The organism is Ruegeria sp. CF4, from assembly GCF_056537345.1.
Map to the genome: position 1 here is coordinate 1,035,786 of NZ_JBQFRJ010000001.1, position 26,680 is coordinate 1,062,465.

The following is a 26,680-nucleotide window of genomic DNA, read 5'->3' on the forward strand; positions in this document are numbered from 1 at the left end:
AAAACCGAATGATTATTGGCAATAACACTAGAAGGTTATATCAAACTGACAGTTTTGTTAACTTTTTTGAACCAAGGCTGACGATAGCGTGTTGAAAATATCGCCAACATATATTCTGCGGCAAATTCTGATCGTCGATTAGACGAAAGAAAAACACGCAGGCGTCACGGCACCCCAGCACGATCGTAGTCCTGAGCAACCTCAAGAGCGACCTTCTTGAAGTAGTTTGCCTGTTCATAAGGAATTACAAGTTTTTGGTTGTCACCGTGGATGAAGGTGTTTGGTATCTCGCGCGGGTTCCTCTGATAAACGACTGCCCAGATGAGGCAGGTCACAGCATAATTGCCCAATTCATTGAGATGAATATCATCCAGGAAGATATCCCCAATGCTGTTAAGCCCCGGTGCGTTTCCAACCTCGATGTCATCATATATACGCATCATCAATCTGTGCCCTGGGATCATGTAGATCGGAGGCATGCCATCCGGCCGAACCGCGTTGGCATGATCTTGCATTTGCTCCCAACGAGCTCCCTCGATATCAAGGCGTTCTCGAAACGGTATATGCCCCTCTCCATCGGATCGTACATCTCCGGGATTCTGCCACCACACCCAGGTGCTATACAGCATGACTTCGGCACCCTTGCCACGATTACCGTTCTGCCAAGCGTGTTTGACCCATTTCTCGACGTAATCGAGTGTATCTTCTTTAAAAGCTTGAGGGTTGGGGTACAAAGGCACGGTTTCCGTCGTAACTAGAAGCTCAAACCTACCAATATCTTGACGCGCGTCAGGCGCTCCATGCCCTACCGGATTTTGCCAACGCCATTTCAGTCCAGCGCCGGGAGTGGTTGATTTTGCAATGTTGTCGTGAGGCTGAGCGCCACGCAGTGAGCTTGTCGCCAGGATCAACTGCCCAGGCCAAGGCTGCCCCATATATGCGTCTGTTAAGCTATGCCCGCTATGTATTTGTTTTACATTTACCGGATTGGCCTGACGCGGAGGATAATCTGAGGACCATGCAGGTTGTGAAACACCCATACACAAAAACAAACCCACTAAACTCAAAGCAGTTCTATACATTACGCTCCAACCTCACTTTTACTGATATCAGTCTTCAACATCCGCTCGAAAACAAAACACCAGTTCGGCGATGATTTCGAGTCTATCTCGTTCGTCTATCAGATATTCGCTCTTTCTTTTTACCAAAATATGGCAGGTGTTCGTCTAAATTCGCAACATGGACGCGCCAAAATAATCTCGCGATCACAAATGCACATTGCATTGTTTGACCTCGATAAATTATCGGCTGCGGCTGTGGAATATGGCGGAGAGACAGGGATTCGAACCCTGGAGACGGTTTCCCGCCTACACACTTTCCAGGCGTGCGCCTTCGACCACTCGGCCACCTCTCCGTGCCGGCGATATTTGGACCATCGAAACCAGATTTGCAAGGCCCGATTGTAGTCGAATTACAGCTCTTCTCCGTCCGGCGAATCCAGATCAGTTTCAGTCAGATCAGCAGGGCCCATGCGGTGATCTGCGGGCTTTTCCTGCGTCATTGCTTCCGCCACTGACGATCGTGCGTTGTCGTCACGCAAGACTTCGGCATTGCGCAACCATACATCTCGTTGGGCGAATGGAATCTCGATTCCTTCTTCGACAAAGCGGCGGTTGATTTCGTGGTTCATGTCGGATTTGACCGATAGAACCCAGTTCACGTCGCGCAGAATCGCGCGGATCTCAAAATCCAGAGAATCCGCTCCGAATCCCTGGAAAACAACACTGGGCGCGGGGTTCGCCAGAACCATCGGGTGAGAATTCGCAATCTCACCCAGAATAGTTTCGACTTTGCGGGTATCTGTCCCATAGGCCACGCCCACAGGCACGATCACCCGACCAATCGTATTCCCGCGCGTGTAGTTGGTGACCACGCCGCTGATCAGATCCGAGTTCGGAACAATCACATCCGTCCGGTCAAAAGTTTCAATCCGTGTTGAACGGACCGAGATATCGCGGACATACCCCATCATACCGTTCACATCGATCCAATCCCCCTTCGAGATCGGGCGTTCAACCAGCAGGATGATGCCCGACACAAAGTTCGAAACAATGGTTTGAAGCCCGAATCCAATACCAACCGACAAGGCCCCTGCGACAATCGCAAGCGAGGAAAGATCAAAGCCCGCTACAATGATCGCAATCAGTGCGGCCAGGAAGATGCCGACATAACCGGTGCCGGAAACGATTGCGTTCTGGCCGCCGGGGTCAATCTTGGTCTTGGGCAGCAGTGAGTTTCTCAGACCGCCTTGCAGCAATCGGGTCAGCGTATAGCCAATGGCAAACACCGCGACAAAGACCAAAAAATTGCTGGGCGATATCGTGACGCCGCCGATATTGAACCCCAGCAATAGTCGCGACCAGGCTTCCAATAGATCGGTCTCGCGCGCGCCCCAGTAGATGGCCAGAATGGGAAGCGCCAGTATCGCCAATGCAAACCCGACCAGAACCGAGAACAAGGAATCTCGCGCAGCCTCACCCTGCCCCGTCAGCCAGCCATAAACCATGCTGAAGAACCGCTGAACAATGACCAGCGCCGCGATCAAGACCAGAGTCTTCGCCGCCGGAAAGACGATCCCTTCGGCTGCGTTGATGTAGCCGAAAATCGCCAGAACCGGTGTGGCAACTCCCAACAGGAACAGAGCTCGTCGTAGAAACTCAATCAGTTGACTGAAGCCCGCCGCGCGACGAGGCGCGTCTTGCTCGGATCCATCATTTCTCACATCGGTCTGACGAATCTGGCGCACCCGCAACAACAGCAGAGCCGTCGCCAATACGACCGGGAATCCAACTACAGCCCGTGTCGCATCCGAGATGTTCTCGATCTGCTCGAACAACTGCACCAGTTCGTGCAGTATGAGCATGACAGCCAAAAGATCGATATAAACTCGAATTTCCCTGATTTTGCCTTGAGATAGACGCTGAAAATCCTGCGCGGCGCCCATCAGATAGATCTGTCTGCCGATCCAGTCGAAATAGAAGATGATCGCGGCCCAGTACGGTATGTTGTCGAACAACAGCATGCCACGCAGTCCCAGCACACCGGTCAACATTACCGCTTCGACCAGTGCCCAGACGCCAAGCCACGGCAAAAAAATGCGAAAGAGTGAGACAACGAATGTCCAGACACCGCTGCCTTGCCCCCCAAGCGAGCGCAGATACGCACCGCCTTTCTCGGACCAGTACCGCCCATAGAGAAGCAAAACCGCCGAGACAACGAGCAGCGCAAAAATGCCCAGACTGCGTTCGCGTATCTGCTCACGCACCACGTCCGTCTTTAAATTCTTGGTGGTCTCGTTGACCAATCTGCGGGTGGCTTCTTTTACATCATTCCATGCAGGGCCCCAATAAACTGGGTTGACCGGAGATGGCCCTCTCTCAAGCATCTCTTTGGCCTGCCGGTCGCGGATGATACGGTCAATTTCACTGATCAGGCCGTTCGCCCGGCTGAACGCTTCTTCCGAGATGATGCGTGGGACTCGAAGACTATTGAGCTGCGTTTCAAGATGCTCGCGCAGCTTTGCGATGTCTTCAGGTTCCGTTTCACCATCGGCTGGAGGATCACCCAAAGCCTTGAGCTGGCTTTCCAGCGTCTGAATTCGATCGGTGTTGGCACCACGAGCCTTGTTGAAGTCTTCGCGATAACCGTTTATTTCCGAACGCAGATTTTCGAGCGCAGCATTCGACGCCCGATTGGCGCTGATCACCGATTCTGCGCGGTTCGCCGTGCTGATCCATCCCTGATAGTATTCGCTCTGCCGGTCGGTCAGCTGGGCCGAGGCCATGCCGCCCAGCCCAAACAGACATAAGGCGGCGAGGATCAGAAACAGGCGGACCTGTCGCAACATCACACGTCCTCGAATACGCCGGGGATGCTGCGCGGCGCTTCGGTCATCCAGTCAGGAACCGGCAGTTCCTTTTCGCGCAGGAATTCAGGGTTGAACAGTTTCGATTGATAGCGCGTGCCGTAGTCGCACAAGATGGTGACAATGGTGTGACCCGGCCCCAACTCTTTCGCCAACCGAACCGCGCCCGCCATATTGATCGCGGTCGAACCGCCCATGACCAGCCCCTCTTCGCGCAGCAGATCGAAAATATAAGGCAGCGCTTCGTTATCGGTGATCTGGTAGGAATGATCAGGGGTGAACCCCTCAAGGTTCTTTGTCACCCGCACCTGCCCGATGCCCTCTGCGATCGAGCCGCCCTCCATCGCGATCTCACCGGTTGTGTAATAGGAATAGAGCCCTGCCCCCATCGGATCAGCCAGACCAATCTTGACACCCTTGGGCTGCAGCGCATCGGCGACGCCCGCAAGGGTCCCGCCCGAGCCAACGGCACAGATGAAACCATCAACCTTTCCACCTGTCTGTTCCCAGATTTCGGGACCAGTGGTTTCGACATGCGCCTGCCGGTTTGCCACATTGTCGAACTGGTTGGCCCAGATCGCGCCATTGGGCTCAGTCTGGGCAAGCTCTTCGGCCAAGCGGCGTGAATAGTGCACAAAGTTGTTGGGGTTGCGATAGGGTGCGGCAGGTACCTGCACCAACTGCGCGCCGGCCAGACGCAGCATGTCCTTTTTCTCTTCCGACTGGGTCTCGGGGATTACGATCACCGTCTTAAAGCCCATCGACGCCCCAACCAGCGCAAGGCCAATACCGGTGTTACCAGCGGTGCCTTCGACAATTGTGCCGCCCGGTTTCAAATCACCGCGCGCGATGGCGTCGCGGATGATATATAGCGCCGCGCGATCCTTGACCGACTGGCCAGGGTTCATGAATTCGGCCTTGCCCAAAATCTCGCAGCCAGTTTCGTCGCTGATGCGGCGCAGCCGGATCAAAGGTGTTTTACCGACCGCGTCGGCAAGGTCTCGTGCAATGCGCATGGCACCCTCTTGTCATTTGGTATTGCAGAAGATTTACAGGCGCCCCGCCGCAACCACAAGTCGCGATAGTTAAGCCCGCAGCCGATCACGGTGTCGCGCCAGCCAATGTGCCAATGTCAAAAGCTTCAGGTCTTTGAAAACATGGGCATCTACCTTGTCCATGAATGTACCAAAGGGCAGTATTTTACTGCGAATATCCTCACCCTCGGTGGCCACACCTACACCTTCGACCGTGCCAGTCAGATCGGCCAGCCCAACATACAGATAGACATATTCGGTCGAAGACCCGGTGGATGAATATGCACCCCCGACATATTCCAACCTATTCAGCGATACATGTGCCTCTTCTCGCACTTCGCGATACGCCGTCTGTTCCGGGGTTTCTCCGGGATCGACCATACCCGCGACCGGCTCCCACAACCATGGATCGGAATCGTCGCTCATGAAAACCGGCGCACGGAATTGCTCGACCAATAGCACTGTATCGCGCACCGGATCATAGGGCAGTACAATCGCCGCTGCCCCCTGCATCAACGCGCTGCGCCGCAAAACGGGGCTCATTGAACCGTCGTATTTACGATGCTGCAGGTCCATTTCGCCCATACCGAAATAACCGATATAGGGACGCTCATGATGCTTTACGATCACATCTTGTTCGGCATCGCCCTGATCTTCGTTGCCCCGTTGGCGGTTGAGCAATCGGGCCCAAGCGCGCATCAATATCGAAGGATAGCTCTGCGCGACCACCGCGGTCTCGATTGTTCCATAGAGGGCCATGACCTCTTCCGCGGCCAACAGACTGACCTCGGCCCAACGATCAACCCAGTCCTGCAAAGACCACGCTTGGTCCCGCGTCCAAAGATCCGGCTGAGGATAAAACACACGAGCCGGAAGGATCGATCCATCTTCACACTCAACCTGCTGAGGGCTCAGATCGTAATCAAATCCGCCCTCATAGAAAGCCAGCCTTTCCAAATCCTCGACACTCAGATTCTGAACCAAAAGTCCGTCGGCGGTGCTACCTTTCTCCTTCAAGATCATCGGGAAAATCTGATCTTTGACGCCATAAACCGCGTGATCTTGCAGCGCGGCGGGCGTTGCGACCAATTCTGAAATCGGGCGCCCAAGCACGAGCTCAAGCAAAGGGAGATGCCGCAAGGTGCCGTAAAAAAACAGATTTGACATCAATCAGTGCCCCAACCGGATCACGCGTGTTTATTTCCAGCGGCGGAAGGCGATTTCGGTCAGTATGCCACTGATCACCGCACCGATCGCAAAGGTCCAGAGAATCTCAGGTGCCAGCAGTTGCTGGCCAAACTCTACGCCGAGCTTGAAAATCGCGAGCAGCGCCTCAAACGGCCCCCCGTATCGATGGCGCATCGCCTGACTGAACATCTCGTAAGTGCCCTGCACGAACAGACCCCAGAACACCAGGGAAGCCACTCCGGTCAGACCATTATTGATCCCGGCAGTCCAACCGCGCCCGGCGCGCTTGCCCATAACGACCCAACCGCAAACAACCCCGAGGGCCATGTTGACATAGGTAAAATACCCATAGTCCTTGCCCTCTTCCCCGTTGCTGATCACCATACCCGACACGAGAAACGCCACCACCAGCAGGCAAATAGCTGCAACAAGACGTGAGGCTGTAGGCATTCGGTTTTTCCGTCTTTAACTCGGTTTGGCTACTGTGATCTGTGTCACATCACAATTGCCGGTGTCAAAGGCTGCGCCACACGCGGTCAAATAATAATTCCACATGCGGCGAAAACGCTCATCAAAGCCCATGTCCGCGATCTCATCCCATTTGGCATTGAACGTCTCGTACCAGCGCCGAAGCGTCAGATCATAACTTTTGCCGAACTCCTTGGAGCGCACAACACTCAGCCCCGATTGTGCGATCTGTTCTTTCAGGATCGTCGGCGCAGGCAGCATACCCCCGGGAAAGATGTATTTCTGAATGAAATCAACGCCGTTCTTATAAACGTCCCAGCGATGATCCGCGACCGTGATGATCTGAAGGGTCGCTTGCGCTCCTGGCTTCAAACGATCACGCACAGTGTCAAAATAGACAGGCCAATACTTCTGACCTACGGCCTCGAACATCTCGATCGATGCGATCCCGTCATATTGTCCCTGTTCATCGCGATAGTCCTGCAGCTTGAATTTCACAAGATCAGAAAGCCCTGCCTTATCAATGCGTTCTTGTGCAAACTTCAATTGCTCCTGACTTATGGTCAGGCCGGTCACGCGCAGGCCGCGTTCCTTGGCAGCATACTCGGCAAACCCACCCCAGCCACATCCGATTTCAAGGATATGGTCACCAGGTTTGGCCTCCATCTCATCCACCAGGCTGGCGTATTTCGCAGTTTGCGCCTTTTCCAGGCTCTCCTGCCCGGTTTCGAAGATTGCGCTGGAATAGGTCATCGTGTCGTCCAGCCACAAACCGTAGAACTCGTTCCCCAGATCATAGTGGTATGAGATGTTCTTTTTTGCCTGCGACTTGTGATTGCGATGCAACCAGAACCTCAGGCGTTCATAAGCGCGAACCAGAAACTTTCCGGTGAAATCATCATAGACTGTTTCCGTTCCGAGATGCACAAGGTCCATGAAGCTGCGCAGATCGGGCGTACTCCAGTCGCCTTCCAGATAAGCATCGGAAAAACCCAATTCGCCCTCTCGTACAAGGCGCGCAAAAACATCCGGGTCATGTATGTCGATATGGGCAACAGGGCCGGGCTTGGGCGCGTCCGAGCGGAAAACGCGGCCATCCGGCAGGGCGATATCAAGCCGCCCGGACTCCATCCGCTTCAGCATCTTGAAGACCTGCGCAAAATACCTCGGCAGGTTGTCCTGCCCATCTGTGGACGTCAGAAACATCCGCTCTCCCCTCTGCGGTTGCGGGTTCAGGCTAGGACGGGATTCGGTTTCTGGCAAGTTTTCAGTTCCTTACTGGTTTTTGCGACGTTCATAGAGGCTCAGCGCACGGGCACGCCCATCGGTCAAAGACACGACCGGTTTCGGATTGCTTTCTTGTGCCGACAAACCCCAGGATCGGGGAATAGCTTCGAAATAGCTCAGTGCAGTTGTCGAGGGCTCAGCCCGCCCTTCCGCGATCCATCTATCCAGGTATTTGGCATTTGGATCAAAGCGTTCTCGTTGCGTGTCCGGGTTGAATATCCGAAAATAGGGTGCAGCATCCGGGCCCGAACCTGCCACCCATTGCCACCCCATCGCATTCGCAGCGGGATCCCAGTCAATCAGGCAATCGGCAAACCAGTCCATCCCAATTTTCCAATGCGTTGTCAGATGCTTGGTCAGATAACTTGCAACGATCATCCGCGCACGATTGTGCATTCGGCCAGTCACATACATCTCACGCAGCCCGGCATCCACAAGCGGAACGCCGGTCCGCGCCTGCTTCCAGGCCTGAACCTCGGGCCTGTCCGGATCGGTGTTCCAGAGGAACGCGTCCCATTCCGGCTTCCAGTTGCGATACAACAGATGCGGCCAGTGGTACATCAGGTGATAGGCGAACTCACGCCAGACCAGTTGCCGTAAGTAAGCCTCGGCCCCTGAGGCACCCATCTGAGCAGCCGCCTGCACCCGGTGCCAAACCGTGCGTGGACCGATTTCTCCGAGCGAGAGGTATTCGGAGAGATCAGAAGTGCCAGCCACATCCAACCGATCCCTTTGATCAGAATAGAAGCTGAGGCGGTCCAGAAATGCAGCTAGCTGATCCAAGGCCGCGTCTTCACCTGCCCTTACATACCGACCGACGATGCGCGCTCCGCGCTGCATCCTTCGATCCAACTGCCACTCGGACAGCAGATCTGACGACGGCCAGTTCTGTGGTGCCGGTACCCGGACGGGCCTCTGTTCGGGTGGCGGTACATCCCGGTCCCGCACCGCGCGCCACATCGGAGTGAAGACTCGAAAAGGCTGACCTGCCTTGGTTTCAACAGTCCAAGGCTCGAACAACAGATGTCCGGGAAACGAGCGTACTTCGACCCCCTGCTCTGAAAGCGTGGATTTGATCTGCTTGTCTCGTGCGATTGCCCCGGGATCATAGGCCCGCGTCCAGTAAACTGCGCGGGCACCGGTTTCGTTCACCAGCTCTTGAAGAACGTCCAGAGCGCTACCCCGGCGCAGGATCAGACGGCTACCGACGTCTTTGAGAGTGCGCGAGAAAACCTCTAGACCCTTCTCCAAACGCCATTTTGGTGCCGCGCCGAGGGCGTGAACCTGATCATCCAGAATATAAACGGGAATGATCGGGGCACCCGACTGGACCGCAGCGTGAAGTGCGGGATGATCACAAAGCCGAAGATCGCGGCGAAACCATAGAATGACTGCAGGCTGCTCTGTTGCCATATCCGACCCGTGTTTTCTTCAGCATACGAAACGGGACAGATAGTGGATCATAAAACGCGATCAAGCGCCTCCAAAAGCTGGCCAATTTCCTGTTCTGTGGTGTAATGCGTGAAACTGAGCCGCAAGACGCCCTGTTCAGGATCGACGCCCATCGCCTGCAAGGGACGGACAGCGTAGAAATCACCGCCTCCGGCCATGACGCCATACTTGGCGAGTTCGGCGGCAACAGGCTCAGCCGCTGTGTTCAGCGCCAAAGCAACCGTGGGCGCGCGGCGTGTCGCGTCCGAGGGTCCGATCAGACGTAGGGTGTTTCGGTCCTTCACTGCATCAAGCAGCGGTTGAAGCAGCGTCACCTCATGCGCACGCATCAGGTCGTGCACAAATGCGCCGCGCGCAGCGGCACCGGTATCAGGCCCGGCATGATGAGCGCAAAGCTGATCCAGATAGTCGGCCATCCCGGCGCTGGCCGCAATCTGGGCATGATCAGGGCCAGCCGGAGTAAACCGTTTATAAAGCGATGCCGCGTTAAAATAGTGCGCCTGATTGGGCAACATCTCACCCAGGCTGCGGCGGATGACCATAAGGCCCTGATGTGGTCCATATGTCTTATAGGCCGAGAACAGATAGATGTCGGGGCCCAGATCACCGACATTCGGCAATCCATGCGGCGCATAAGATACGCCATCGACGCAGACAAACGCGCCTGCGGCGTGTGCAATCGCGGTGATTTCGGTCACCGGGTTGATCTCACCCACCACGTTCGAGCAATGCGGAAAGCAAACCAACCGGACCTTGTCGTCCAGAAGGTTCTCAAGACCCCGTGGGTTCAGCGAGCCGGTGTCAGGGTCGATCTGCCATTCACGGATTTCGATGCCGTCATCCGCCAGCCGACGCCACGGGCCGGAATTTGCCTCGTGATCCTGATTGGTGACAACAATGGCGTCGCCCGGCCGCATCCATTGCCGGAAGGCCTGCGCCAGCACGTAAGTATTCTGTGTGGTCGATGGGCCAAAGCTCAGCTCATCCGCTTCGACCCCCATCAGCGCAGCCAAACGGGTGCGGGCCTCATCCATCTCGGCCCCTGCAAGCTGGCTGACTTCGTAAGGCGCATAGGGCTGAACTTTGCGTTGTGTATAAAACCGAAACAGGCGGTCGATCACCGGCTTGCAGGTATAAGAACCGCCAGCGTTCTCGAAAAACGCCTGCCCCTGCAGGCTGGGCTCGGCAAAGGCGGGAAACTGCGCCCGCACAAAATCGATATCAAGGGATGTCATCCCGCGTCTCTCCTTAGTCAGCGTCCACGTCTTGGCGGACGATCCGCGCATGATCCCGGACCGTTCCGAAAACATGGCAGGTCTTCCAGCCAAGCCGCGCCCCTATCGCTGCGCTGAGGGATCGTCGGCAGCCCTTCGGGTGAAACGCGTTCACCCGATTGACCGCGCCAACTAGCCAGAGGATTTTCATTCAGTCAAGCCGATGATCTGATGCCACAGCCTGTCATCAGATCATGCAACACTCGGACCACCCTGAATTCCATGAGGCACGACAATGAACTATATTCCAAAGGATTTTCTGGTCTGGGGCGAACTGCCCGTCCGCGATTTGGACAAAGCCATCGCGTTTTATTCCGACGTGACCGGAGCCGACCTACAGCTTGATCCGAACTGTCCCACACCAATGGCGGTTTTCAAACCCGTAGACCCTGATAAGGGTGTCGCCCTGCATCTGTATCCCGGCAAACCTGCAGAAAACGGTCAGGGACCAACCCTGCACCTGGCCGCCAGTGGTCGCCTGGAAGACGTCATGAAACGGGTTGAACGCGGCGGCGGACAAGTGGTCTCGGACCCCGTACAAATCCCCGCCGGACGCTTTTTCTATGCCACGGATCCCGACGGGAATTCTGTAGGCTTCTTTGAGGGCCAGACCTGACAAAAATGGCCGGGCGTAATCGCCCGGCCTGGTCCTTTAGCCTTGCACCTTGGTATAAGTGCCCTCGCCAGCCAAGATACCCCGGAATCCACCGGGCTCATCCAGACCGAAAACAATAAGGGGCAGGTTGTTGTCGCGTGCCAAAGCGATGGCTGAGGCATCCATGACGCGTAGGCGCTTGGCCAGAACATCGTCATAGCTGACGGTGTCATAGCGGACTGCATCTGCATTGGTCTTGGGATCTTTGTCGTAAACCCCATCCACGCCATTCTTACCCATGAAAATGGCCTCACACGCCATTTCATTGGCGCGTAGCGTGGCGGCGGTATCCGTGGTGAAATAAGGATTGCCGGTGCCCGCAGCAAAGATGCAGACCCTTTTCTTTTCGAGGTGACGCACAGCCCGGCGGCGAATGTAGGGCTCGCAGACCTCATCCATCCGAATGGCCGAGATAACGCGGGTAAAGACCCCTACCGCCTCCAACGCAGATTGCATGGCCAGCGCATTCATGACCGTGGCCAGCATGCCCATGTAATCTGCGGTCGTCCGCTCCATCCCTTGCGCTGATCCGCTGAGGCCGCGAAAGATATTACCTCCGCCGATCACCATGCAGATTTCGACACCCAGATCATGGACCGATTTGACCTCTTGCGCGATGCGCTGGACGGTAGGCGGATGCAGACCGAATCCCTGATCCCCCATCAATGCCTCGCCCGATATCTTCAACATGACGCGATTGTACTTTGTTTTCGGGGTCTCGACGGATGAGGGAAGGGTCATGTTGCGCTCCGGGCTGGCACGGGGTTATTTTCCGGCGCAAAATGAAGCAAAACTTCCGCAGGTTCAATGCGGATAGTCAGGAATGGGGCAAGTAACAATGGCCGACACGACCGCTGACCGGCTATGGAGCCAGCTGCCCTCGATTCCGGATGACAAACCTGTGCTGATTGCAGGCCCGACAGCCTCGGGCAAGTCCGCGCTGGCGTTGATGATTGCCGAGCGTTTCGGTGGCGTAATCGTGAACGCAGATGCCAGTCAGGTTTATGAATGCTGGCGCGTCATCTCTGCCCGGCCATCGTCCGAGGAGGAGGCGCGCGCGCCGCACCTGCTCTATGGCCATGTCGCTTGGGATCAGACCTATTCAACAGGGCATTGGGTCCGCGAGGTCACGCCGCTGTTGAAGAGCAAGACGCGCGCGATCATCGTCGGCGGAACGGGCCTGTATTTCTCGGCGCTGACTGAGGGTATGGCCGACATCCCTGCAACTCCGCCTGAAATCCGGGAACAAGCCGATGCATTGTCGTTGGAAGAGTTGATCGAAGGTGTGGACCCCGAAACGCTTGCGAGACTGGACCGTCGCAACCGCGCCCGCGTTCAGCGCGCGTGGGAGGTTCAGCACGCCACTGGCCGACCTTTGTCGGAATGGCAGGCCGATACCCCGCCGCCGGTCCTGAACCTCCAGGATACTGTCCCGATCGTTTTCGACGCCGAAAAGGATTGGCTGTTGGACCGGATCAATCGCCGATTTGACCAGATGTTGGAACAGGGCGCGATAGAAGAAGTCGCTGCGATGCGCGATCTCTATGACCCCGCCCTGCCCGCCTTCAAGGCAATCGGCGTACCTGAACTGTTCGCATATCTTGACGACCGGATGTCGCTGACTGACGCACGCGAACGGGCCAGGATTGCGACACGTCAGTTCGCCAAACGGCAGCGCACCTGGTTTCGGGCTCGGATGAAGGCCTGGCATCGGTTGAATGCCGCAATTTAGATCATTTGGTCAAAAACATTGAAATAACAGAAGCTTGACCATCAACCGAATTTGCGAGCAATCACAGATTCGACGATGTCGGCGCGACTGCACAGGCAAGTTTCAGATTGACGCCCTATCCATTGCACTTTCCTTTCGGATGTCGCTTTTGTACAAATGATGACGATTTCCGACATTGACGGCAGCAAAAAACTGGTGCCGAATGCCCGCATGGGGATGTTCAGAAATCCAGAAATAGAGTGCGCGGCCCAGATAACCGGCAAGAACCGGCGACACCAGGGTCAAGATCAATAAATCCGCACTATAAAATCCAAAAAAATTCAGTGTCACAGGGAGACATCTATGGAAAATCAGACAATCAACGGAAAGCCGATGCATTGGGCGGCAGAGATGCACGCGCAGGAATATCGTAATGGCGACCTGAATCGCCGCGAATTTCTGGCTCGTGTCACTGCGCTGGGCGTGGCCGTTCCGACCGCTTACGGGATGATCGGCCTTCAATCACCGGCTGCCGCGCAAGAGGCGCAGCGCGGTGGCACAATCCGCTATCAGATGGAAGTACGCGCGCTCAAGGATCCGCGGACTTATGACTGGACGCAGATTGCGACCTTCACCGCAGGCTGGCTGGAGTATCTTGTCGAATACAACAATGACGGCTCGTTCAAGCCAATGCTGCTGGAAAGCTGGGAAGCCAATGACGACGCGACCGAGTACACTCTGAACGTCCGCAAAGGCGTCAAGTGGAACAACGGCGACGACTTCACTGCCGAAGACGTGGCGCGCAACATCGAAGGCTGGTGCGACGCATCGCTTGAGGGCAACTCGATGGCGTCCCGCATGGCGTCGCTGATCGACGATAGCACTCAGAAAGCTGCAGACGGTGCGATCACCGTTGTCGACTCGCACACTGTGAAGCTGAAGTGTAGCGCACCGGATATCACCATCATCCCAGGTATGGCCGACTATCCGGGTGCCATCGTCCACAGCAGCTTTGACGCAAACGACATGCTCTCCAACCCTGTCGGCACCGGTTTCATGATCCCTGAAAGCCACGAAGTTGGCGTCAAAGGCGTTCTTGTCCGCAACGAAGACTTCGACTGGTGGGGCTATGAGGCCGGCAAAGGTGGCTATATCGATCGGATCGAATTCATCGACTACGGCACCGATCCGGCCGCGTTCCTGGCCGCCTATGAGGCCGAAGAGATCGACATGAACTGGGAGTCGGTTGGTGAATTCGTCGACATCTTTGACGGCATTGGCCTTGTTCGTTCGGAAATCCCGTCGGGTTTCACGATCGTAATCCGTCCGAACCAGCTGGCGGAAGATGCGGACGGCAACAAGATCTATGGCGACAAGCGTGTACGTCAGGCTCTGGCCATGGCGGTCGACAACGAAGTGTGCCTTGAGCTGGGTATGTCAGGTTACGGTATCCCGGCAGACAACTGCCATGTTGGCCCGATGCACCCCGAATACGATTCAGCGATAACCCGTATTCCTTACGATCCCGCAGGGGCCAAGGCGCTGATGGACGAAGCCGGCATGGGTGATTTCGAGCACGAAGTTCAGTCCATCGATGATGACTGGCGCCGGAATACCACCGCTGCTGTAGTCGCCCAGTTGAACGACGCGGGCATCAAGGCCAAGCACACGGTTCTGCCGGGCTCGACCTTCTGGAACGACTGGACGAAATACGCCTTCTCATCGACCAACTGGAACCACCGCCCGCTGGGCACTCAGGTTCTGGCGTTGGCCTATAAGTCGGGTGTGGCGTGGAACGAGTCCGGTTTCGCCAATGAAGAGTTCGATAAGCTGTTGGCCGAGGCGAACTCGATCGCGGATGTCGACATGCGCCGCGAGGTGATGGCCAAGTTGCAGGCGATCATGATTGACGAAGGTGTGACCATCCAGCCGTACTGGCGGACCGCGATGCGCCACCATCGTGACAACATGGTCGGCGTCGAAAAACACATCGCGGACCTACCGCAGTTGTATAAGTTCGGCCTGACATCCTAACCCAAGAAACAGGGGCCGCGCCGATTGGCGCGGCCTTTTCGTCCTGAACACGGCGACAAAAAATCAGCGATGCCTGAAGTAATCTGCAGTTCACGCAGGCCGACCAACAGGGGCTAATATGGGACTTTTCATTCTAAGGCGCGTAGGCATCATGCTTTTGACAGCATTATGTCTGACATTCCTGGTCTTCTTTCTGACCAATCTCTATCCGAACCTCGAAAAACTTGCCAAAACGCAAGGCAATTTCCGGATGTCGGATGAGCAAGTCGAGAGCTATCTCGAAAAAAACGGTTACCTCCAATCCACGCCGATCAAATATGGCGAGTGGTTGGGTGTCCTGCCTTCGTTTCGCTACACGAATGAGGACGGCACGGTTCAGGGCAGATGCATTCTGCCGGGCAAAACTGCCGAAGAGTCCCCCAATTTCTGCGGTATTCTGCAGGGGTACTGGGGATATTCGACCGTCTTCAAGGACGAGGTCTCAACCGTGGTTGGCAACAGGCTCGCTCTGACCGGTCGACTGATGCTCTGGGTGATGCTGCTGATGGTCCCTTCGGCGCTGATCCTCGGCATCTTGGCAGGCATGAAAGAAGGCTCGGCAACTGACCGGACACTTTCGACCTTTGCCATTACCACGACAGCGACACCAGAATATGTGTCAGGCGTTATCTTTATTGCGATCTTCACATCCTCTGCTGTCGGTCTGAAATGGTTCAAAGGTACCGCAACTCAAGCGATGGAGAACCCGACGTTTGAGAACTTCTTCCTACCGGTTCTAACCATCGCGCTTTACGGGATGGGCTATATCGCCCGGATGACCCGCGCATCGATGACCGAGGTGATGACGGCGCAGTATATCCGAACCGCACGTCTGAAAGGTGTGTCCTTCCCGAACATCGTCATGAAGCACGCGCTGCGCAACGCGCTGATCGCACCCTTCACCGTTATCATGCTGCAGTTCCCGTGGCTGCTGAACGGCGTTGTGATCGTCGAGACCTTGTTCAACTACAAAGGCTTTGGCTGGGCGCTGGTTCAGGCGGCGGGCAACAACGACATCCAGCTCTTGCTGGCGATTTCGGTCGTGTCGGTCTTTGTGGTGCTGGTGACGCAGCTGATCTCGGATATCGGCTATGTCTACCTCAACCCGCGCATCCGCATTTCATAAGGAGGGTTAGATCATGGAACCACTTACCTGGACCGGCTCTATCGCCTTCCTGAATCCGCTGCTGGCCTTGGCACTTGGGCTTATGGTGCTGTCCATCGTCGTCTGGATGCTGGCCAGCATTGTGCTACCCGAGGACCAGATGACGGTGAACCCGGACGGCACGTTGACCTCAAGCTCAAGCGTTCGGAACCTGATACAGGCTGCACTACGCTACAGCTTTCTGGCCAGCGTGGGACTTGCAGTCGCCTACATCGTGCTGGGCATTCTGATGGGCACAGGCGCCGGCATCATCGGTGCCATATCCCAACAGTTCCTGCCGGTATGGCTGTCACTGATTATCCTCTATGCGATGTCAATCGCGTTCAAACGCAAGCTGGGCCTTTATGGCAAGCTGTTCGACAGCCCTATCGGCATGATCGGTTTCGGCCTTGTGATGTTCTGGGTCTTCACAGGGATTTTTGGGGCGCTCGATCTTATCGTCACTCATGATCCGCTGGCGCAGATTTCAGGCATGAAGAACAAGGTGCCGGGTACGCCTCTGCCCAATCTGGAGGACGGCCAATACGCCTGGTACCTGCTGGGCGGGGACAACCTGGCCCGAGACGTCTTTAGCCGTATGGTCAAAGGTGCCTGGATCGTTGTTCAGATCGCGCCACTGGCGACGATGTTTGCCTTCATGGTCGGTATCACTCTGGGTCTGCCCGCAGGCTACTACGGTGGTCGGTTGGACACGCTGCTGTCATTCCTGGCCAACCTGATTCTCGCCTTCCCGGTGATCCTGCTGTTCTACCTGTTGGTCACACCCGAGATCGTGGCAACCGGTGTGCCGAACTATATGGCAGCGGTACTGTTCGTATTCCCGATAATCTTCCTCGGCGTTTTGCTGAACTCACGCTACTACACGCGCCCAAACTTCCGGACGCCGTTGCTGATTGGGGTTCTGGGTGTCGCGCTCTGGCTTTATCTCTCGTTGATCTCGACGGGGGGCTACATCATCAGCACCGACAGCTACCGCATCTGGGGTTTACCGACCTATCTGGATTTGTTCGATATTCCGGGCGGCATTCTGGTGGTGTTTGTGTCGGTGGTCTTTGTGAACTCGCCCACGGTGTTCCGCATCGTGCGCGGGCTGGCACTGGACATCAAAACCCGTGACTACGTGGCTGCTGCCCAAACCCGCGGCGAAGGTCCTTGGTACATCATGTTGTGGGAAATCCTGCCCAATGCGCGGGGTCCGCTGATCGTCGATTTCTGTCTACGCATCGGCTACACCACCATCCTTCTGGGAACCTTGGGTTTCTTCGGGCTGGGCCTTCCCCCGGAAAGCCCGGATTGGGGTTCGACGATCAACGAAGGGCGCAAGCTCTTGTCGATCTACCTGCACCCGGCCCTTCCACCCGCGTTGGCCTTGTTGTCGCTGGTTCTTGGATTGAACCTGCTGGCGGATGGTCTGCGCGAAGAAAGTCTGAAGGACTGATTGTGATCGAGACCGGGGGCTCTGCCCCCGGACCCCCGGGATATTTTTAGCCAGATGAAGGGGATGCCCCGGACTCTCGCGAGGAGTAACAAGATGAACAAACTGGCAGACTATGACGGGCCAATTCTGGAGATCGACAAGCTTTCGATTTCGTTTTTCACCCGTCTTCGCGAAATCCCCGCTGTGATGGATTTCTCGGTCAGCGTACAGCCCGGCGAGGCTGTGGGGCTGGTTGGTGAATCCGGTTGCGGCAAATCCACTGTGGCGCTTGGGGTCATGCAGGACCTCGGCAAGAACGGGCGGATTGTTGGTGGTTCGATTAAGTTCAAGGGTCGCGACCTGAGTGAGATGACCACCGAAGAGTTGCGCGACATTCGCGGTAATGAGATCGCGATGATTTATCAGGAGCCGATGGCCTCGCTGAATCCGGCGATGAAGATCGGCAAGCAGTTAATGGAAGTTCCGATGATCCACGAGGGCGTCGGCGCCGAAGAGGCTTATGCGCGCGCCCTTGAAGTTGTGACCGATGTCCGCCTGCCCGATCCCGAGCGGATGTTAAGTTCGTTCCCACATCAGCTTTCCGGCGGTCAGCAGCAGCGGATCGTGATTGCGATGGCGCTGATGTCGAAACCGGCACTGCTGATCCTGGATGAGCCGACGACCGCGCTGGACGTGACCGTTGAGGCCGCGGTGGTCGAACTGGTTAAGGATCTGGGCAAGAAATACGGCACGTCGATGTTGTTTATCTCGCACAACCTCGGGCTCGTGCTGGAAACCTGTGACCGGCTCTGTGTGATGTATTCGGGTGAGGCGGTCGAACGCGGCTCGATCAAGGATGTGTTTGACGAGATGCAGCATCCGTATACGCAGGCGCTGTTCCGCTCGATCCCATTGCCTGGGGCCGACAAGAACTCGCGTCCGTTGGTGGCCATTCCGGGGAACTTCCCCCTGCCCCATGAACGGCCTCCGGGCTGCAACTTTGGACCGCGCTGCGATTACTTTGAGGAAGGGCGTTGTGACGCCAAGGACATTTTGATGGAAGCCGTGCCCGGTAATGACCGGCATCACACGCGCTGTCTAAAGTTCCAGGAGATCGACTGGAACGCTCCGATCGCTGTGGGAGAGCAGAAAGAAAAAGGAGAAATCGGCCGGACTGTTCTGAAGATGGACAACCTCAAAAAATACTATGAGGTTGCCGCGAATGCGCTGTTCGGTGGCGGCGAAACCAAGGTGGTCAAGGCCAACGAAACGCTGAGTTTCGAGGCGCATGAATCCGAGACACTTGCCATTGTGGGTGAATCCGGCTGTGGCAAATCCACGTTTGCGAAAGTGTTGATGGGGCTTGAGACAGCCACTGACGGGCAGATCCTGCTGGACAATCGCAACATCGAAGCCGTGCCCATTGAAGAGCGCGACGCCAAAACCGTTGGCGAGGTTCAGATGGTGTTCCAGAACCCGTTCGACACGTTGAATCCATCGATGACAGTGGGTCGCCAGATCATCCGGGCGCTTGAGATCTTTGGTGTTGGCAATTCTGAGGCCGAGCGGAAGAAGCGGATGCTGGAATTGCTGGATCTTGTGAAGCTTCCGCGCGCTTTCGCCGACCGGATGCCGCGCCAGCTGTCTGGTGGTCAGAAGCAACGTGTAGGTATCGCGCGCGCCTTTGCCGGTGACGCTCGGATTGTTGTGGCGGACGAGCCTGTCTCGGCGCTGGATGTGTCGGTGCAGGCGGCGGTGACCGACCTGTTGATGGAAATCCAGCGGGAACACAAAACCACGCTGCTGTTCATCAGCCACGACCTGTCAATCGTACGCTATCTGAGCGACAGGGTGATGGTGATGTATCTGGGTCATGTGGTCGAGCTGGGTACGACCGATCAGGTCTTCGCCCCGCCCTATCATCCCTATACCGAGGCTTTGCTGAGTGCTGTTCCCATCGCGGATACGTCGGTTGAGAAACAGCATATCGTGCTTGAAGGCGACATCCCCTCGGCCATGAATCCGCCGCCGGGCTGTCCGTTCCAGACACGGTGTCGCTGGAAATCCGAGGTGCCGGACGGGCGCTGCGAATCCCATGTGCCGCCGGTTCAGACGCTGGCGGACGGCCATCAGGTCAAATGCCATCTGGCTGAAGACATACTGGCGCGCATGGAGCCCGTCATCAAAGTTGCGGCGGAATAAGCCGTCACAACATCAGAAGAGAGGGCCGGTTCAATACCGGCCTTTTTTCGTAGGGTTATCCGCCCCAGATCACTTTCACGTAGTTCTGGGTTTCTTTATATGGCGGGATACCGCCATGCTTCTCGACAGCTTTCGGCCCAGCATTGTAGGCCGCGAGCGCCAATGGCCAGGATTTGAACTTACGGTACTGCCACGACAGATACCGAGCGCCGCCCTCCAGATTTTGAATCGGATCATGCGGGTTTACGCCAAGCAGCCGCGCCGTCTGCGGCATTAGCTGGGCAAGGCCCAATGCCCCCTTATGTGACTTGGCAGCCGGATTCCAACCGCTTTCCTGCTGTACAAGACGCAGGAACAAATCCTCGGGGATATTGTGTTGACGGGCAGCTTTCCGGGCATGTTCCAGAAATTGCCCCCGATAGTTGCCGGTATAGCGTTTGGAGAACTTTCCGCGCTCGGTCTTGGGTTTGAGCCGTTCCGACCCGCGATATTGCGTGGCTGCGCGATTATCCAGAACTTTGGACTGTTTCAGGAAAATGTCTTTGCGGTTCTTCGAGGATAGTGTCTGTGCCTGTGCAACCGAGGCCACCAGACAAATACTCAAGATCGAAAGACCACCAACCAGAAAACGCATTAATGCTAATCCTGCACGCTCAACAACCAGACGGATTATAGTAAAATCAGCTGGAAATGAAAGCTTGGTAAAGATCATGCTAATATTTTCCCGCTTAACGTTGCACTGTGTTTCAACCAAGACCCGGCCCGTATAGGGTCACCAACAGAACAATGCGCCAGATTCGGGCGCAATCCATGACGAAAAGAACGAGGGAATATATGGCAGGTTCAGTCAACAAAGTCATTCTGATCGGCAATCTCGGTGCCGACCCTGAGGTGCGGTCGTTCCAGAATGGTGGAAAAGTGTGCAACCTGCGCGTCGCGACGTCCGAAACCTGGAAAGACCGCAATACCGGAGAACGTCGGGACCGGACCCAGTGGCACTCGGTTGCTATCTTCTCGGAACCTCTGGTCCGGGTTGCCGAGCAATATCTGCGTAAGGGCAGTAAAGTCTATATCGAAGGACAGCTGGAAACCCGGAAGTGGCAGGATCAATCGGGCCAAGACAGATACACGACCGAGGTGGTCCTGCGGCCCTATCGCAGCGAGCTGACAATGCTGGACGGTCGCGGTGAAGGCGGCGGCGGTGGCGGCGGAGGTTATGGCGGCGGCCAAGCTGGCGGTGGCTATGGCGACCCATATGGAAGTCAATCCAGCGCCCCTACCCCCGCATCGGGCGGGATCGATGACGACGAAATCCCGTTCTAAACCAAGACGGAGATAAAAAATGGCATGGTCCTTCTCGCTCGGCCGATTACTCGGTTCGGAACTGAGGGTCCATGTCACCTTCTTCCTTCTGTTGGCATGGGTCGGATTCGCCGCTTATTCCAGCGGAGGTTTACACGCTGCCATCCACAATCTTCTGTTCGTTCTGGCCCTGTTTGCCTGTGTGGTTGCTCATGAGTTCGGCCACGCCTTGATGGCCCGACGTTATGGCATTCGAACCCCCGACATCACGCTTTTGCCGATCGGCGGACTGGCCCGGTTGGAAAGAATGCCGGAAAAACCGTTGCAAGAGGTATGGGTCGCGCTCGCCGGGCCCGCCGTGAACGTGGCGATCTGGCTTGTTCTGGTATTACTCGGCGCTGGAACGCAGCTTGAAACCTTCGCTCAGATTGAATCAACGCATGCAGATCTACTGACCCGATTGGCCTATGTGAACCTGCTGCTAGCCGCATTCAACCTGATCCCGGCCTTTCCAATGGACGGAGGACGCGTGTTTCGCGCCTTGCTGTGCCTGAAGATGGATCGGGTCAAGGCAACCCGTTTCGCAGCAGTCGGCGGGCAGATTGTTGCGATTGGATTGGGGTTCCTCGGGCTGACATCGGGCAATCCGATCTTGGTTCTGATTGCAATCTTTGTCTTCGTCGCCGCCAATGCCGAGAGTCAGGATGTCGCCATGCGCTCAGTCGCGCGGCGGGTTCAGGCGCGCGACGCGATGATCACCGAATTCCACGCGCTTTCGCCCGAGGATACGCTGGCAACCGCAGCGCAGGCCGTCATCCATACAACACAGCATGAGTTTCCTGTGCTGGATCATGAAGGCGAGTTGTTGGGGTTTGTTACTCGAGACCGCCTGTTTACCGCGCTTGCAGGCGATCACCCACGCTCGGAACTGGCCCTTTCGATTGTTGAGCCCAACATACCCAAGGTTTCCCTGACAAGTGGGCTGAACAAGGTTCTGGACGCGTTACACGAGGGTGCGCCAGCCATTGCGGTATGCACAACAACTGGCAAGATGGTCGGCTATATCACCCGCGAGAATATCGGCGAGCTGATGATCATACAAGGGCGCTAAGCCGCGTAGTCAGCACATCTCGAGCGCGTCTTCGAGCACTGAGATCACCGCGTCCTTCGGAACGTCCGATGTGATAAACGCCTTCCCGATGCCACGCGCCAGAATGAAATGCAGCTGCTCATCGACCACCTTTTTATCCTGAGCCATCAGATCGACCAGAGCCTCAGCGCTCGGCAACTTTACGGGAATATCTGCCAGGTCGGTCTTCATGCCCATGGCGCGCAGATGCGCCCGCACGCGGCTCGGGTCTTCCTGCGAACACAGCCCCAACCGCGAGGACAGCTCAAACGCCAGCGCGCAGCCAATGGCGACACCCTCACCATGCAAAAGACGGTCGGAATAGCCAGTCGCCGCCTCCAGCGCATGGCAGAAGGTATGGCCCAGATTCAACAACGCGCGATCACCTTGTTCAGTTTCATCGCGGGCAACGATATCCGCCTTCATCTGAACCGATCTGGTTACTGTTTGAACGCGAGCTGCCATATCGCCAGAGAGCAGGCTTGGACCATTTCGCTCGAGCCAATCGAAGAAATCCGCATCCCCCAGCAGGCCATATTTCACCACTTCGCCATAACCGGCCAGAAAATCGCGCGCCGTCAGTGTTCCCAACACGGCAGTATCCGCCAGCACCAGCGAGGGTTGGTGAAACGCTCCGATCAGGTTCTTACCCTGAGGTGCATTGATCCCAGTCTTGCCTCCGATCGAGCTGTCGACTTGCGCCAGTAGAGAAGTTGGGATTTGTACGAACCGTACACCGCGCCGCATCACCGCTGCGGCAAAGCCTGCCAGATCACCAATTACACCGCCTCCGAGCGCGACGACGACATCGTTGCGTTCGATTTTCTCAGCCAGCAGCCATTCTACCGCACGTTCGAAATGCGGCCAGCTTTTGGTGGCCTCTCCGGCGGGAAGCGACAGTGCCGTCATCTCGATACCGGAGGTGGCCAACCCATCTTGCAGAGCAGTCAGATGTAAACCAGCGACCCTCTCATCCGTTAGAACCGCAACACGAGGGCGCGGCAGCAACGGTGCGATACGCGCGCCGGCCTGCGCCAATAGGTCCGGGCCGATCTCGACATCATAAGAACGCTCGGCCAAATCTACATGTACGGTCTGATGCATTAATTCCGTTCCAAAACATCCGGGCGCGTCTCAAGCGCGGCTACAACCCGGTCCACCATATCTTCGATCGCGGTCTCGCCATCCGAATCTGCGACCAGATCGGCCTGTTCATAAACGGGCACGCGTGCCTGATACAAATCACGCAATGTCGCATAGGGATCCGCGGTGCGCAGCAAGGGTCGCGTGTCCTTATGCTTAACGCGATTCCACAGCACATTCAGATCAGCCCGCAACCAGACCGAAACACCCCGGTCCGAGATCATCTGCCGATTGCCCTCAGCTAGAAACGCCCCGCCCCCCGTTGACAGGATGCCCTTCTGCTTTTCATCCAGCAGCCGCCCGATCACCTGAGTTTCCTTGCCGCGAAAGAAGCGTTCGCCATCGCGGGCGAATATCTCGGGGATGGTCATATTGGCCGCCGATTCGATCTCGGCATCGCTATCGAGAAACGGCACACCCAGACGCGCCGCCAATGCACGCCCCACAGCCGTCTTTCCTGCGCCCATCATGCCAACCAAAACAACGGTTTTGTGCAATCGAAACCGATCAGAGGTGCCGGGGCGCGACGGGTTATGCTTAATTTCGCTCATTTCATCGTGAATGACGTGATCTTGGAAAAAATGCCAGTTATAACTTGGGCAAAACCAAAATTTGAGGCAGCGTTCACCCATGGGCCGTTTGATCAAGTTCCTGATATACCTCATCTGCCTGGGATTCATTGGGCTGATCGGGTATGCATATGTCGGGCCATTCTTTGGTGTAGACTTCTCTGCGCCCCAAAGCGAAATCCGCGAACCGGTCACTCTGAATGCCGACTAGAGCCACCTTGCTGGCGCTTATTCTTGCCGGAACCGCCCAGGCACAAACGTCAGAGCCCTTGTCGGTTATCGACTGGCTGACCGATCCGCCCCAGAATCTGCCTGGCACCGTTCTGTTGGAGCCGCCAGTGACCCAGACCGGGTTGCAACCCGAAGTGCAGGTGACCCCGCTTGAAGCGCTGTCACCGCCGTTGGGTTTGGTGCCATCTTCCGTAACCGGCCTGCCAGTGGATTTATGGCAAGGTAGCGAACCTGAACGCCTAGCAGAACTGATTGCCCGTGTACCGGTCAAGGCCAACCCCGCGATGCAGCGCCTGCTGTTCACCCTGCTTTTGACCGAGGCGCGCCCGCCTTCGGGCACGCAGTCGCAGGATACCTTATTGAAGGCACGACTGGACCGCCTGATGCAACTGGGCGCATCGGACCCGGTTCAATCCTTGGTGCAACTTGCAGGGCCGACCGACACGCAGGACCGCTTCAAGCGCTGGTTCGATGCGACTTTGCTGACCGGGGACGAGGATCGCAGCTGCACCGCGCTCATCGCGCAGCCGCATCTGTCACGAGATTACGCCGCACAGATCTTCTGCAAAGCCCGGCGTGGAGATTGGGCGTCGGCCGCGTTGACGCTTGAAGCCGCGCATGCGCTTCAGGTTCTGCCCGATGACGAGCTTGCCTTGCTCGACCGTTTCCTCAGCCCCGAGCTGTTTGAAGACGCCGAATATCTACCTCAGCCTGAAAACCCTGACCCGCTGACATTTCGCCTGTTCGAAGCCATCGGTGAACGCCTGCCCACCGCCTCACTGCCCCGCGCATTCGCCAATGCAGACCTGCGGGACGTGGCCGGATGGAAAGCGCAGGTTGAGGCGGCCGAACGTCTGACCCGCATCGGTGCGCTCACGCCGAACCAGTTACTGGGTCTTTACACAGAGCGCTCTCCTGCTGCGTCAGGCGCGGTCTGGGATCGTGTCGCCGCAATCCAACGCTTTGAGACCGCGCTGAATACCGGAAACCCCAAAGCGATTGCCAAGACCCTGACCGCTGCATGGTCACAGATGCAGACCGTAGGCCTTGAGGTTGCCTTTGCCGAGCTTTTTGCCCCGCAGCTCGCCCCGCTGACGCTGCCAAATCCCTCCGCCGAGGATCTGCGCTGGCGGATTCTGTTACTGTCTGAACTTTATGAAGACGCCGCGCAGGCTGCGCCAGACGGTTCCGATGCGAATGCGTTCCTGGCTGCTCTGGCGGTTGGCGATCCCGGACGCGCCGAAGCGCCCACTCCGTTGGCGGATGCAATTTCGGAAGGGTTCGCATGGTCTGCGCCGATCCCCTCGGATATCAATGCGCTGCTGAACAACGATCAGCTGGGGGAGGCCATTCTGGAAACGATGCAGCTGTTCGCCCATGGTGCGCGTGGCAATCTGGTCGATCTGACCGCCGCGATCGCCGCGTTCCGCCGCGTGGGCCTCGAAGACACTGCTCGCCGGGCAGCGCTGCAGTTGATGATCCTCAACGGGACCTGAGTATGGCCGCGCCTGCCTCACAGGAGTTGTGGATCTCCACTTTTCTCGAAGCACAAGCAGCCGAACTTGGCGCTGCCACCAACACGCTTCTGGCCTATGGGCGCGACCTCAAGGATTTCTCGGGCTGGCTTGAACGTCGCAAAACCAATTTCGCAGACGCGGACCGGGACAGGATCGAGACCTATCTGATCGACTGCGATGCACAGGGGCTTTCCCGTTCCACGCGCGCAAGACGACTGTCGGCGATCAAGCAGATCTACCGCTTTGCATTCGAAGAGGGCTGGCGCGAAACCAACCCGGCGATCCAGATCAAAGGCCCGGGCCGCGCCAAACGCCTGCCCAAAACGCTGGACGTGATCGAAGTTGACCGGCTGCTCGCTGCCGCACGCCGTACCGGAAGGACGCAGGCAGACAAGGTGCGCAACACCTGCCTGATGGAACTGCTCTATGCCACCGGCATGCGCGTAACCGAACTGGTCTCACTGCCGGTTTCTTCCGCCCGTGGCGATCCGCGCATGCTGTTGGTGCTTGGTAAGGGCGGGAAAGAGCGGATGGTGCCACTGTCCCCAGACGCGCGCGATGCGCTAGCTGTCTGGCTGGTGGTACGGGACGAGGCCGAAGAACAAACAGTAGCCAAAGGCGGCCAAACCTCGCGCTTCCTGTTTCCCTCGCGCGGGAAATCCGGTCATCTGACCCGGCATATGTTCTTTCTGCTGATCAAGGATCTGGCGGTTGAGGGTGGCGTTTCGCCCGAAAAAGTCACACCGCATACGCTGCGCCACGCCTTTGCGACCCATCTGTTGGCTAACGGGGCTGACCTGCGCTCGATCCAGACGCTGCTGGGGCACGCGGATGTGGCCACGACCGAGATTTACACTCACGTGCTAGATGAACGCCTGTCAGAACTGGTGCTTGAACACCACCCTCTGGCAAAAGACGACACCCCCGATCAGGGCTAA

General features: G+C 56.8%; 25 protein-coding genes and 1 tRNA gene. 11 read left to right on the forward strand and 15 right to left on the reverse strand.

All coding sequences use genetic code 11. From position 1 onward, the window contains the following. Positions 1-164: 164 nt before the first annotated feature. The 10 genes from ACR0NF_RS05170 to ACR0NF_RS05215 form a co-directional block, all read right to left on the reverse strand. Positions 165-1,082: a hypothetical protein gene (locus ACR0NF_RS05170; RefSeq protein WP_480469996.1), complete on the reverse strand. Its 918-nt coding sequence runs from the start codon at positions 1,080-1,082 to the stop codon at positions 165-167. Between the two features lie 242 nt (positions 1,083-1,324). Further along, a tRNA-Ser gene (locus ACR0NF_RS05175) sits at positions 1,325-1,414 on the reverse strand. Between the two features lie 57 nt (positions 1,415-1,471). Beyond that, on the reverse strand, positions 1,472-3,907 hold the full coding sequence (locus ACR0NF_RS05180; RefSeq protein WP_480777875.1) for a DUF3772 domain-containing protein: 2,436 nt from the start codon (positions 3,905-3,907) through the stop codon (positions 1,472-1,474). After that, the gene (locus tag ACR0NF_RS05185) at positions 3,907-4,941 is read right to left on the reverse strand and encodes a cysteine synthase A (RefSeq protein ID WP_480469998.1); all 1,035 of its coding nucleotides are present in this window, start codon (positions 4,939-4,941) and stop codon (positions 3,907-3,909) included. Before ACR0NF_RS05185 ends, ACR0NF_RS05180 begins: the two co-directional genes overlap by 1 nt. Before the next feature lie 69 nt (positions 4,942-5,010). Further along, positions 5,011-6,126, reverse strand: a complete 1,116-nt coding sequence (locus ACR0NF_RS05190) for an NUDIX domain-containing protein (RefSeq protein WP_480777876.1) — start codon at positions 6,124-6,126, stop codon at positions 5,011-5,013. A 30-nt stretch (positions 6,127-6,156) separates the two neighbouring features. Beyond that, positions 6,157-6,597, reverse strand: coding sequence for a TrgA family protein (locus tag ACR0NF_RS05195; RefSeq protein ID WP_480777877.1), 441 nt, complete (start codon positions 6,595-6,597; stop codon positions 6,157-6,159). 15 nt (positions 6,598-6,612) lie between these two features. After that, positions 6,613-7,821, reverse strand: a complete 1,209-nt coding sequence (locus ACR0NF_RS05200) for a class I SAM-dependent methyltransferase (protein WP_480470001.1) — start codon at positions 7,819-7,821, stop codon at positions 6,613-6,615. A gap of 69 nt (positions 7,822-7,890) precedes the next feature. Continuing rightward, positions 7,891-9,315: a cryptochrome/photolyase family protein gene (locus ACR0NF_RS05205; protein WP_480777878.1), complete on the reverse strand. Its 1,425-nt coding sequence runs from the start codon at positions 9,313-9,315 to the stop codon at positions 7,891-7,893. Between the two features lie 47 nt (positions 9,316-9,362). After that, entirely contained in the window at positions 9,363-10,589 is a 1,227-nt protein-coding gene (locus tag ACR0NF_RS05210; protein WP_480777879.1) for an aminotransferase class V-fold PLP-dependent enzyme, read from the reverse strand. Between the two features lie 13 nt (positions 10,590-10,602). Beyond that, entirely contained in the window at positions 10,603-10,779 is a 177-nt protein-coding gene (locus ACR0NF_RS05215; RefSeq protein ID WP_480657902.1) for a hypothetical protein, read from the reverse strand. An 84-nt stretch (positions 10,780-10,863) separates the two neighbouring features. Here ACR0NF_RS05215 and ACR0NF_RS05220 point away from each other — a divergent pair, with 84 nt between their 5' ends. Further along, positions 10,864-11,244, forward strand: a complete 381-nt coding sequence (locus ACR0NF_RS05220; RefSeq protein ID WP_480657903.1) for a VOC family protein — start codon at positions 10,864-10,866, stop codon at positions 11,242-11,244. Between the two features lie 36 nt (positions 11,245-11,280). Here ACR0NF_RS05220 and pyrH read toward each other — a convergent pair whose 3' ends face one another. Then, positions 11,281-12,024 (reverse strand): UMP kinase, encoded by a 744-nt coding sequence (gene pyrH, locus ACR0NF_RS05225; protein WP_480470004.1) that lies wholly within the window; start codon positions 12,022-12,024, stop codon positions 11,281-11,283. A gap of 97 nt (positions 12,025-12,121) precedes the next feature. On the opposite strand from pyrH, the gene miaA reads away from it, so the two are divergent. Next, positions 12,122-13,015, forward strand: coding sequence for a tRNA (adenosine(37)-N6)-dimethylallyltransferase MiaA (miaA, locus tag ACR0NF_RS05230; RefSeq protein WP_480777968.1), 894 nt, complete (start codon positions 12,122-12,124; stop codon positions 13,013-13,015). Positions 13,016-13,117: 102 nt separating this feature from the next. Here the strand turns inward: miaA and ACR0NF_RS05235 are convergent, their stop codons facing one another. Continuing rightward, complete coding sequence (locus tag ACR0NF_RS05235; RefSeq protein ID WP_480667022.1) at positions 13,118-13,345, reverse strand: hypothetical protein; 228 nt, start codon at positions 13,343-13,345, stop codon at positions 13,118-13,120. A 12-nt stretch (positions 13,346-13,357) separates the two neighbouring features. Between ACR0NF_RS05235 and ACR0NF_RS05240 the strand changes: the two genes are divergently transcribed. From ACR0NF_RS05240 to ACR0NF_RS05255, 4 genes are all read left to right on the forward strand, one after another. Further along, complete coding sequence (locus ACR0NF_RS05240) at positions 13,358-15,028, forward strand: ABC transporter substrate-binding protein (protein ID WP_480470007.1); 1,671 nt, start codon at positions 13,358-13,360, stop codon at positions 15,026-15,028. A 118-nt stretch (positions 15,029-15,146) separates the two neighbouring features. Next, on the forward strand, positions 15,147-16,193 hold the full coding sequence (locus tag ACR0NF_RS05245) for an ABC transporter permease (protein WP_480470008.1): 1,047 nt from the start codon (positions 15,147-15,149) through the stop codon (positions 16,191-16,193). A 13-nt stretch (positions 16,194-16,206) separates the two neighbouring features. Beyond that, on the forward strand, positions 16,207-17,670 hold the full coding sequence (locus tag ACR0NF_RS05250; RefSeq protein ID WP_480470009.1) for an ABC transporter permease: 1,464 nt from the start codon (positions 16,207-16,209) through the stop codon (positions 17,668-17,670). Positions 17,671-17,763: 93 nt separating this feature from the next. Beyond that, a complete protein-coding gene (locus ACR0NF_RS05255; RefSeq protein ID WP_480470010.1) occupies positions 17,764-19,851 on the forward strand; it encodes a dipeptide ABC transporter ATP-binding protein in 2,088 nt (695 codons plus the stop codon). A gap of 55 nt (positions 19,852-19,906) precedes the next feature. Here ACR0NF_RS05255 and ACR0NF_RS05260 read toward each other — a convergent pair whose 3' ends face one another. Then, a complete protein-coding gene (locus tag ACR0NF_RS05260; RefSeq protein ID WP_480470011.1) occupies positions 19,907-20,485 on the reverse strand; it encodes a lytic transglycosylase domain-containing protein in 579 nt (192 codons plus the stop codon). A gap of 200 nt (positions 20,486-20,685) precedes the next feature. Between ACR0NF_RS05260 and ssb the strand changes: the two genes are divergently transcribed. Further along, positions 20,686-21,174: a single-stranded DNA-binding protein gene (ssb, locus tag ACR0NF_RS05265; RefSeq protein ID WP_480470012.1), complete on the forward strand. Its 489-nt coding sequence runs from the start codon at positions 20,686-20,688 to the stop codon at positions 21,172-21,174. Positions 21,175-21,193: 19 nt separating this feature from the next. Next, positions 21,194-22,264 carry a site-2 protease family protein gene (locus tag ACR0NF_RS05270; RefSeq protein WP_480470013.1) on the forward strand — a complete coding sequence of 357 codons (1,071 nt, stop codon included), beginning with the start codon at positions 21,194-21,196 and terminating at the stop codon, positions 22,262-22,264. A 9-nt stretch (positions 22,265-22,273) separates the two neighbouring features. On the opposite strand, the gene aroB is transcribed toward ACR0NF_RS05270, so the two are convergent. After that, complete coding sequence (gene aroB, locus ACR0NF_RS05275; RefSeq protein ID WP_480777880.1) at positions 22,274-23,386, reverse strand: 3-dehydroquinate synthase; 1,113 nt, start codon at positions 23,384-23,386, stop codon at positions 22,274-22,276. After that, the gene (locus ACR0NF_RS05280; protein WP_480667025.1) at positions 23,386-23,976 is read right to left on the reverse strand and encodes a shikimate kinase; all 591 of its coding nucleotides are present in this window, start codon (positions 23,974-23,976) and stop codon (positions 23,386-23,388) included. Before ACR0NF_RS05280 ends, aroB begins: the two co-directional genes overlap by 1 nt. A 79-nt stretch (positions 23,977-24,055) precedes the next feature. Between ACR0NF_RS05280 and ACR0NF_RS05285 the strand changes: the two genes are divergently transcribed. From ACR0NF_RS05285 to ACR0NF_RS05295, 3 genes are read left to right on the forward strand one after another with little or no spacing between them, the layout of a single operon-like run. Then, a complete protein-coding gene (locus tag ACR0NF_RS05285) occupies positions 24,056-24,205 on the forward strand; it encodes a hypothetical protein (RefSeq protein ID WP_480470016.1) in 150 nt (49 codons plus the stop codon). Continuing rightward, on the forward strand, positions 24,195-25,721 hold the full coding sequence (locus ACR0NF_RS05290; protein ID WP_480470017.1) for a hypothetical protein: 1,527 nt from the start codon (positions 24,195-24,197) through the stop codon (positions 25,719-25,721). Before ACR0NF_RS05285 ends, ACR0NF_RS05290 begins: the two co-directional genes overlap by 11 nt. A 2-nt stretch (positions 25,722-25,723) precedes the next feature. Continuing rightward, positions 25,724-26,680, forward strand: coding sequence for a site-specific tyrosine recombinase XerD (locus ACR0NF_RS05295; RefSeq protein ID WP_480470018.1), 957 nt, complete (start codon positions 25,724-25,726; stop codon positions 26,678-26,680).

Coding starts and splice junctions, on each gene's coding strand:
- ACR0NF_RS05170 (WP_480469996.1), bottom strand. CDS start 1,082: ATGTATAGAACTGCTTTGAGTTTAGTGGGTTTGTTTTTGTGTATGGGT.
- ACR0NF_RS05180 (WP_480777875.1), bottom strand. CDS start 3,907: ATGTTGCGACAGGTCCGCCTGTTTCTGATCCTCGCCGCCTTATGTCTG.
- ACR0NF_RS05185 (WP_480469998.1), bottom strand. CDS start 4,941: ATGCGCATTGCACGAGACCTTGCCGACGCGGTCGGTAAAACACCTTTG.
- ACR0NF_RS05190 (WP_480777876.1), bottom strand. CDS start 6,126: ATGTCAAATCTGTTTTTTTACGGCACCTTGCGGCATCTCCCTTTGCTT.
- ACR0NF_RS05195 (WP_480777877.1), bottom strand. CDS start 6,597: ATGCCTACAGCCTCACGTCTTGTTGCAGCTATTTGCCTGCTGGTGGTG.
- ACR0NF_RS05200 (WP_480470001.1), bottom strand. CDS start 7,821: ATGTTTCTGACGTCCACAGATGGGCAGGACAACCTGCCGAGGTATTTT.
- ACR0NF_RS05205 (WP_480777878.1), bottom strand. CDS start 9,315: ATGGCAACAGAGCAGCCTGCAGTCATTCTATGGTTTCGCCGCGATCTT.
- ACR0NF_RS05210 (WP_480777879.1), bottom strand. CDS start 10,589: ATGACATCCCTTGATATCGATTTTGTGCGGGCGCAGTTTCCCGCCTTT.
- ACR0NF_RS05215 (WP_480657902.1), bottom strand. CDS start 10,779: ATGAAAATCCTCTGGCTAGTTGGCGCGGTCAATCGGGTGAACGCGTTT.
- ACR0NF_RS05220 (WP_480657903.1), top strand. CDS start 10,864: ATGAACTATATTCCAAAGGATTTTCTGGTCTGGGGCGAACTGCCCGTC.
- pyrH (WP_480470004.1), bottom strand. CDS start 12,024: ATGACCCTTCCCTCATCCGTCGAGACCCCGAAAACAAAGTACAATCGC.
- miaA (WP_480777968.1), top strand. CDS start 12,122: ATGGCCGACACGACCGCTGACCGGCTATGGAGCCAGCTGCCCTCGATT.
- ACR0NF_RS05240 (WP_480470007.1), top strand. CDS start 13,358: ATGGAAAATCAGACAATCAACGGAAAGCCGATGCATTGGGCGGCAGAG.
- ACR0NF_RS05245 (WP_480470008.1), top strand. CDS start 15,147: ATGGGACTTTTCATTCTAAGGCGCGTAGGCATCATGCTTTTGACAGCA.
- ACR0NF_RS05250 (WP_480470009.1), top strand. CDS start 16,207: ATGGAACCACTTACCTGGACCGGCTCTATCGCCTTCCTGAATCCGCTG.
- ACR0NF_RS05255 (WP_480470010.1), top strand. CDS start 17,764: ATGAACAAACTGGCAGACTATGACGGGCCAATTCTGGAGATCGACAAG.
- ACR0NF_RS05260 (WP_480470011.1), bottom strand. CDS start 20,485: ATGCGTTTTCTGGTTGGTGGTCTTTCGATCTTGAGTATTTGTCTGGTG.
- ssb (WP_480470012.1), top strand. CDS start 20,686: ATGGCAGGTTCAGTCAACAAAGTCATTCTGATCGGCAATCTCGGTGCC.
- ACR0NF_RS05270 (WP_480470013.1), top strand. CDS start 21,194: ATGGCATGGTCCTTCTCGCTCGGCCGATTACTCGGTTCGGAACTGAGG.
- aroB (WP_480777880.1), bottom strand. CDS start 23,386: ATGCATCAGACCGTACATGTAGATTTGGCCGAGCGTTCTTATGATGTC.
- ACR0NF_RS05280 (WP_480667025.1), bottom strand. CDS start 23,976: ATGAGCGAAATTAAGCATAACCCGTCGCGCCCCGGCACCTCTGATCGG.
- ACR0NF_RS05285 (WP_480470016.1), top strand. CDS start 24,056: ATGGGCCGTTTGATCAAGTTCCTGATATACCTCATCTGCCTGGGATTC.
- ACR0NF_RS05290 (WP_480470017.1), top strand. CDS start 24,195: ATGCCGACTAGAGCCACCTTGCTGGCGCTTATTCTTGCCGGAACCGCC.
- ACR0NF_RS05295 (WP_480470018.1), top strand. CDS start 25,724: ATGGCCGCGCCTGCCTCACAGGAGTTGTGGATCTCCACTTTTCTCGAA.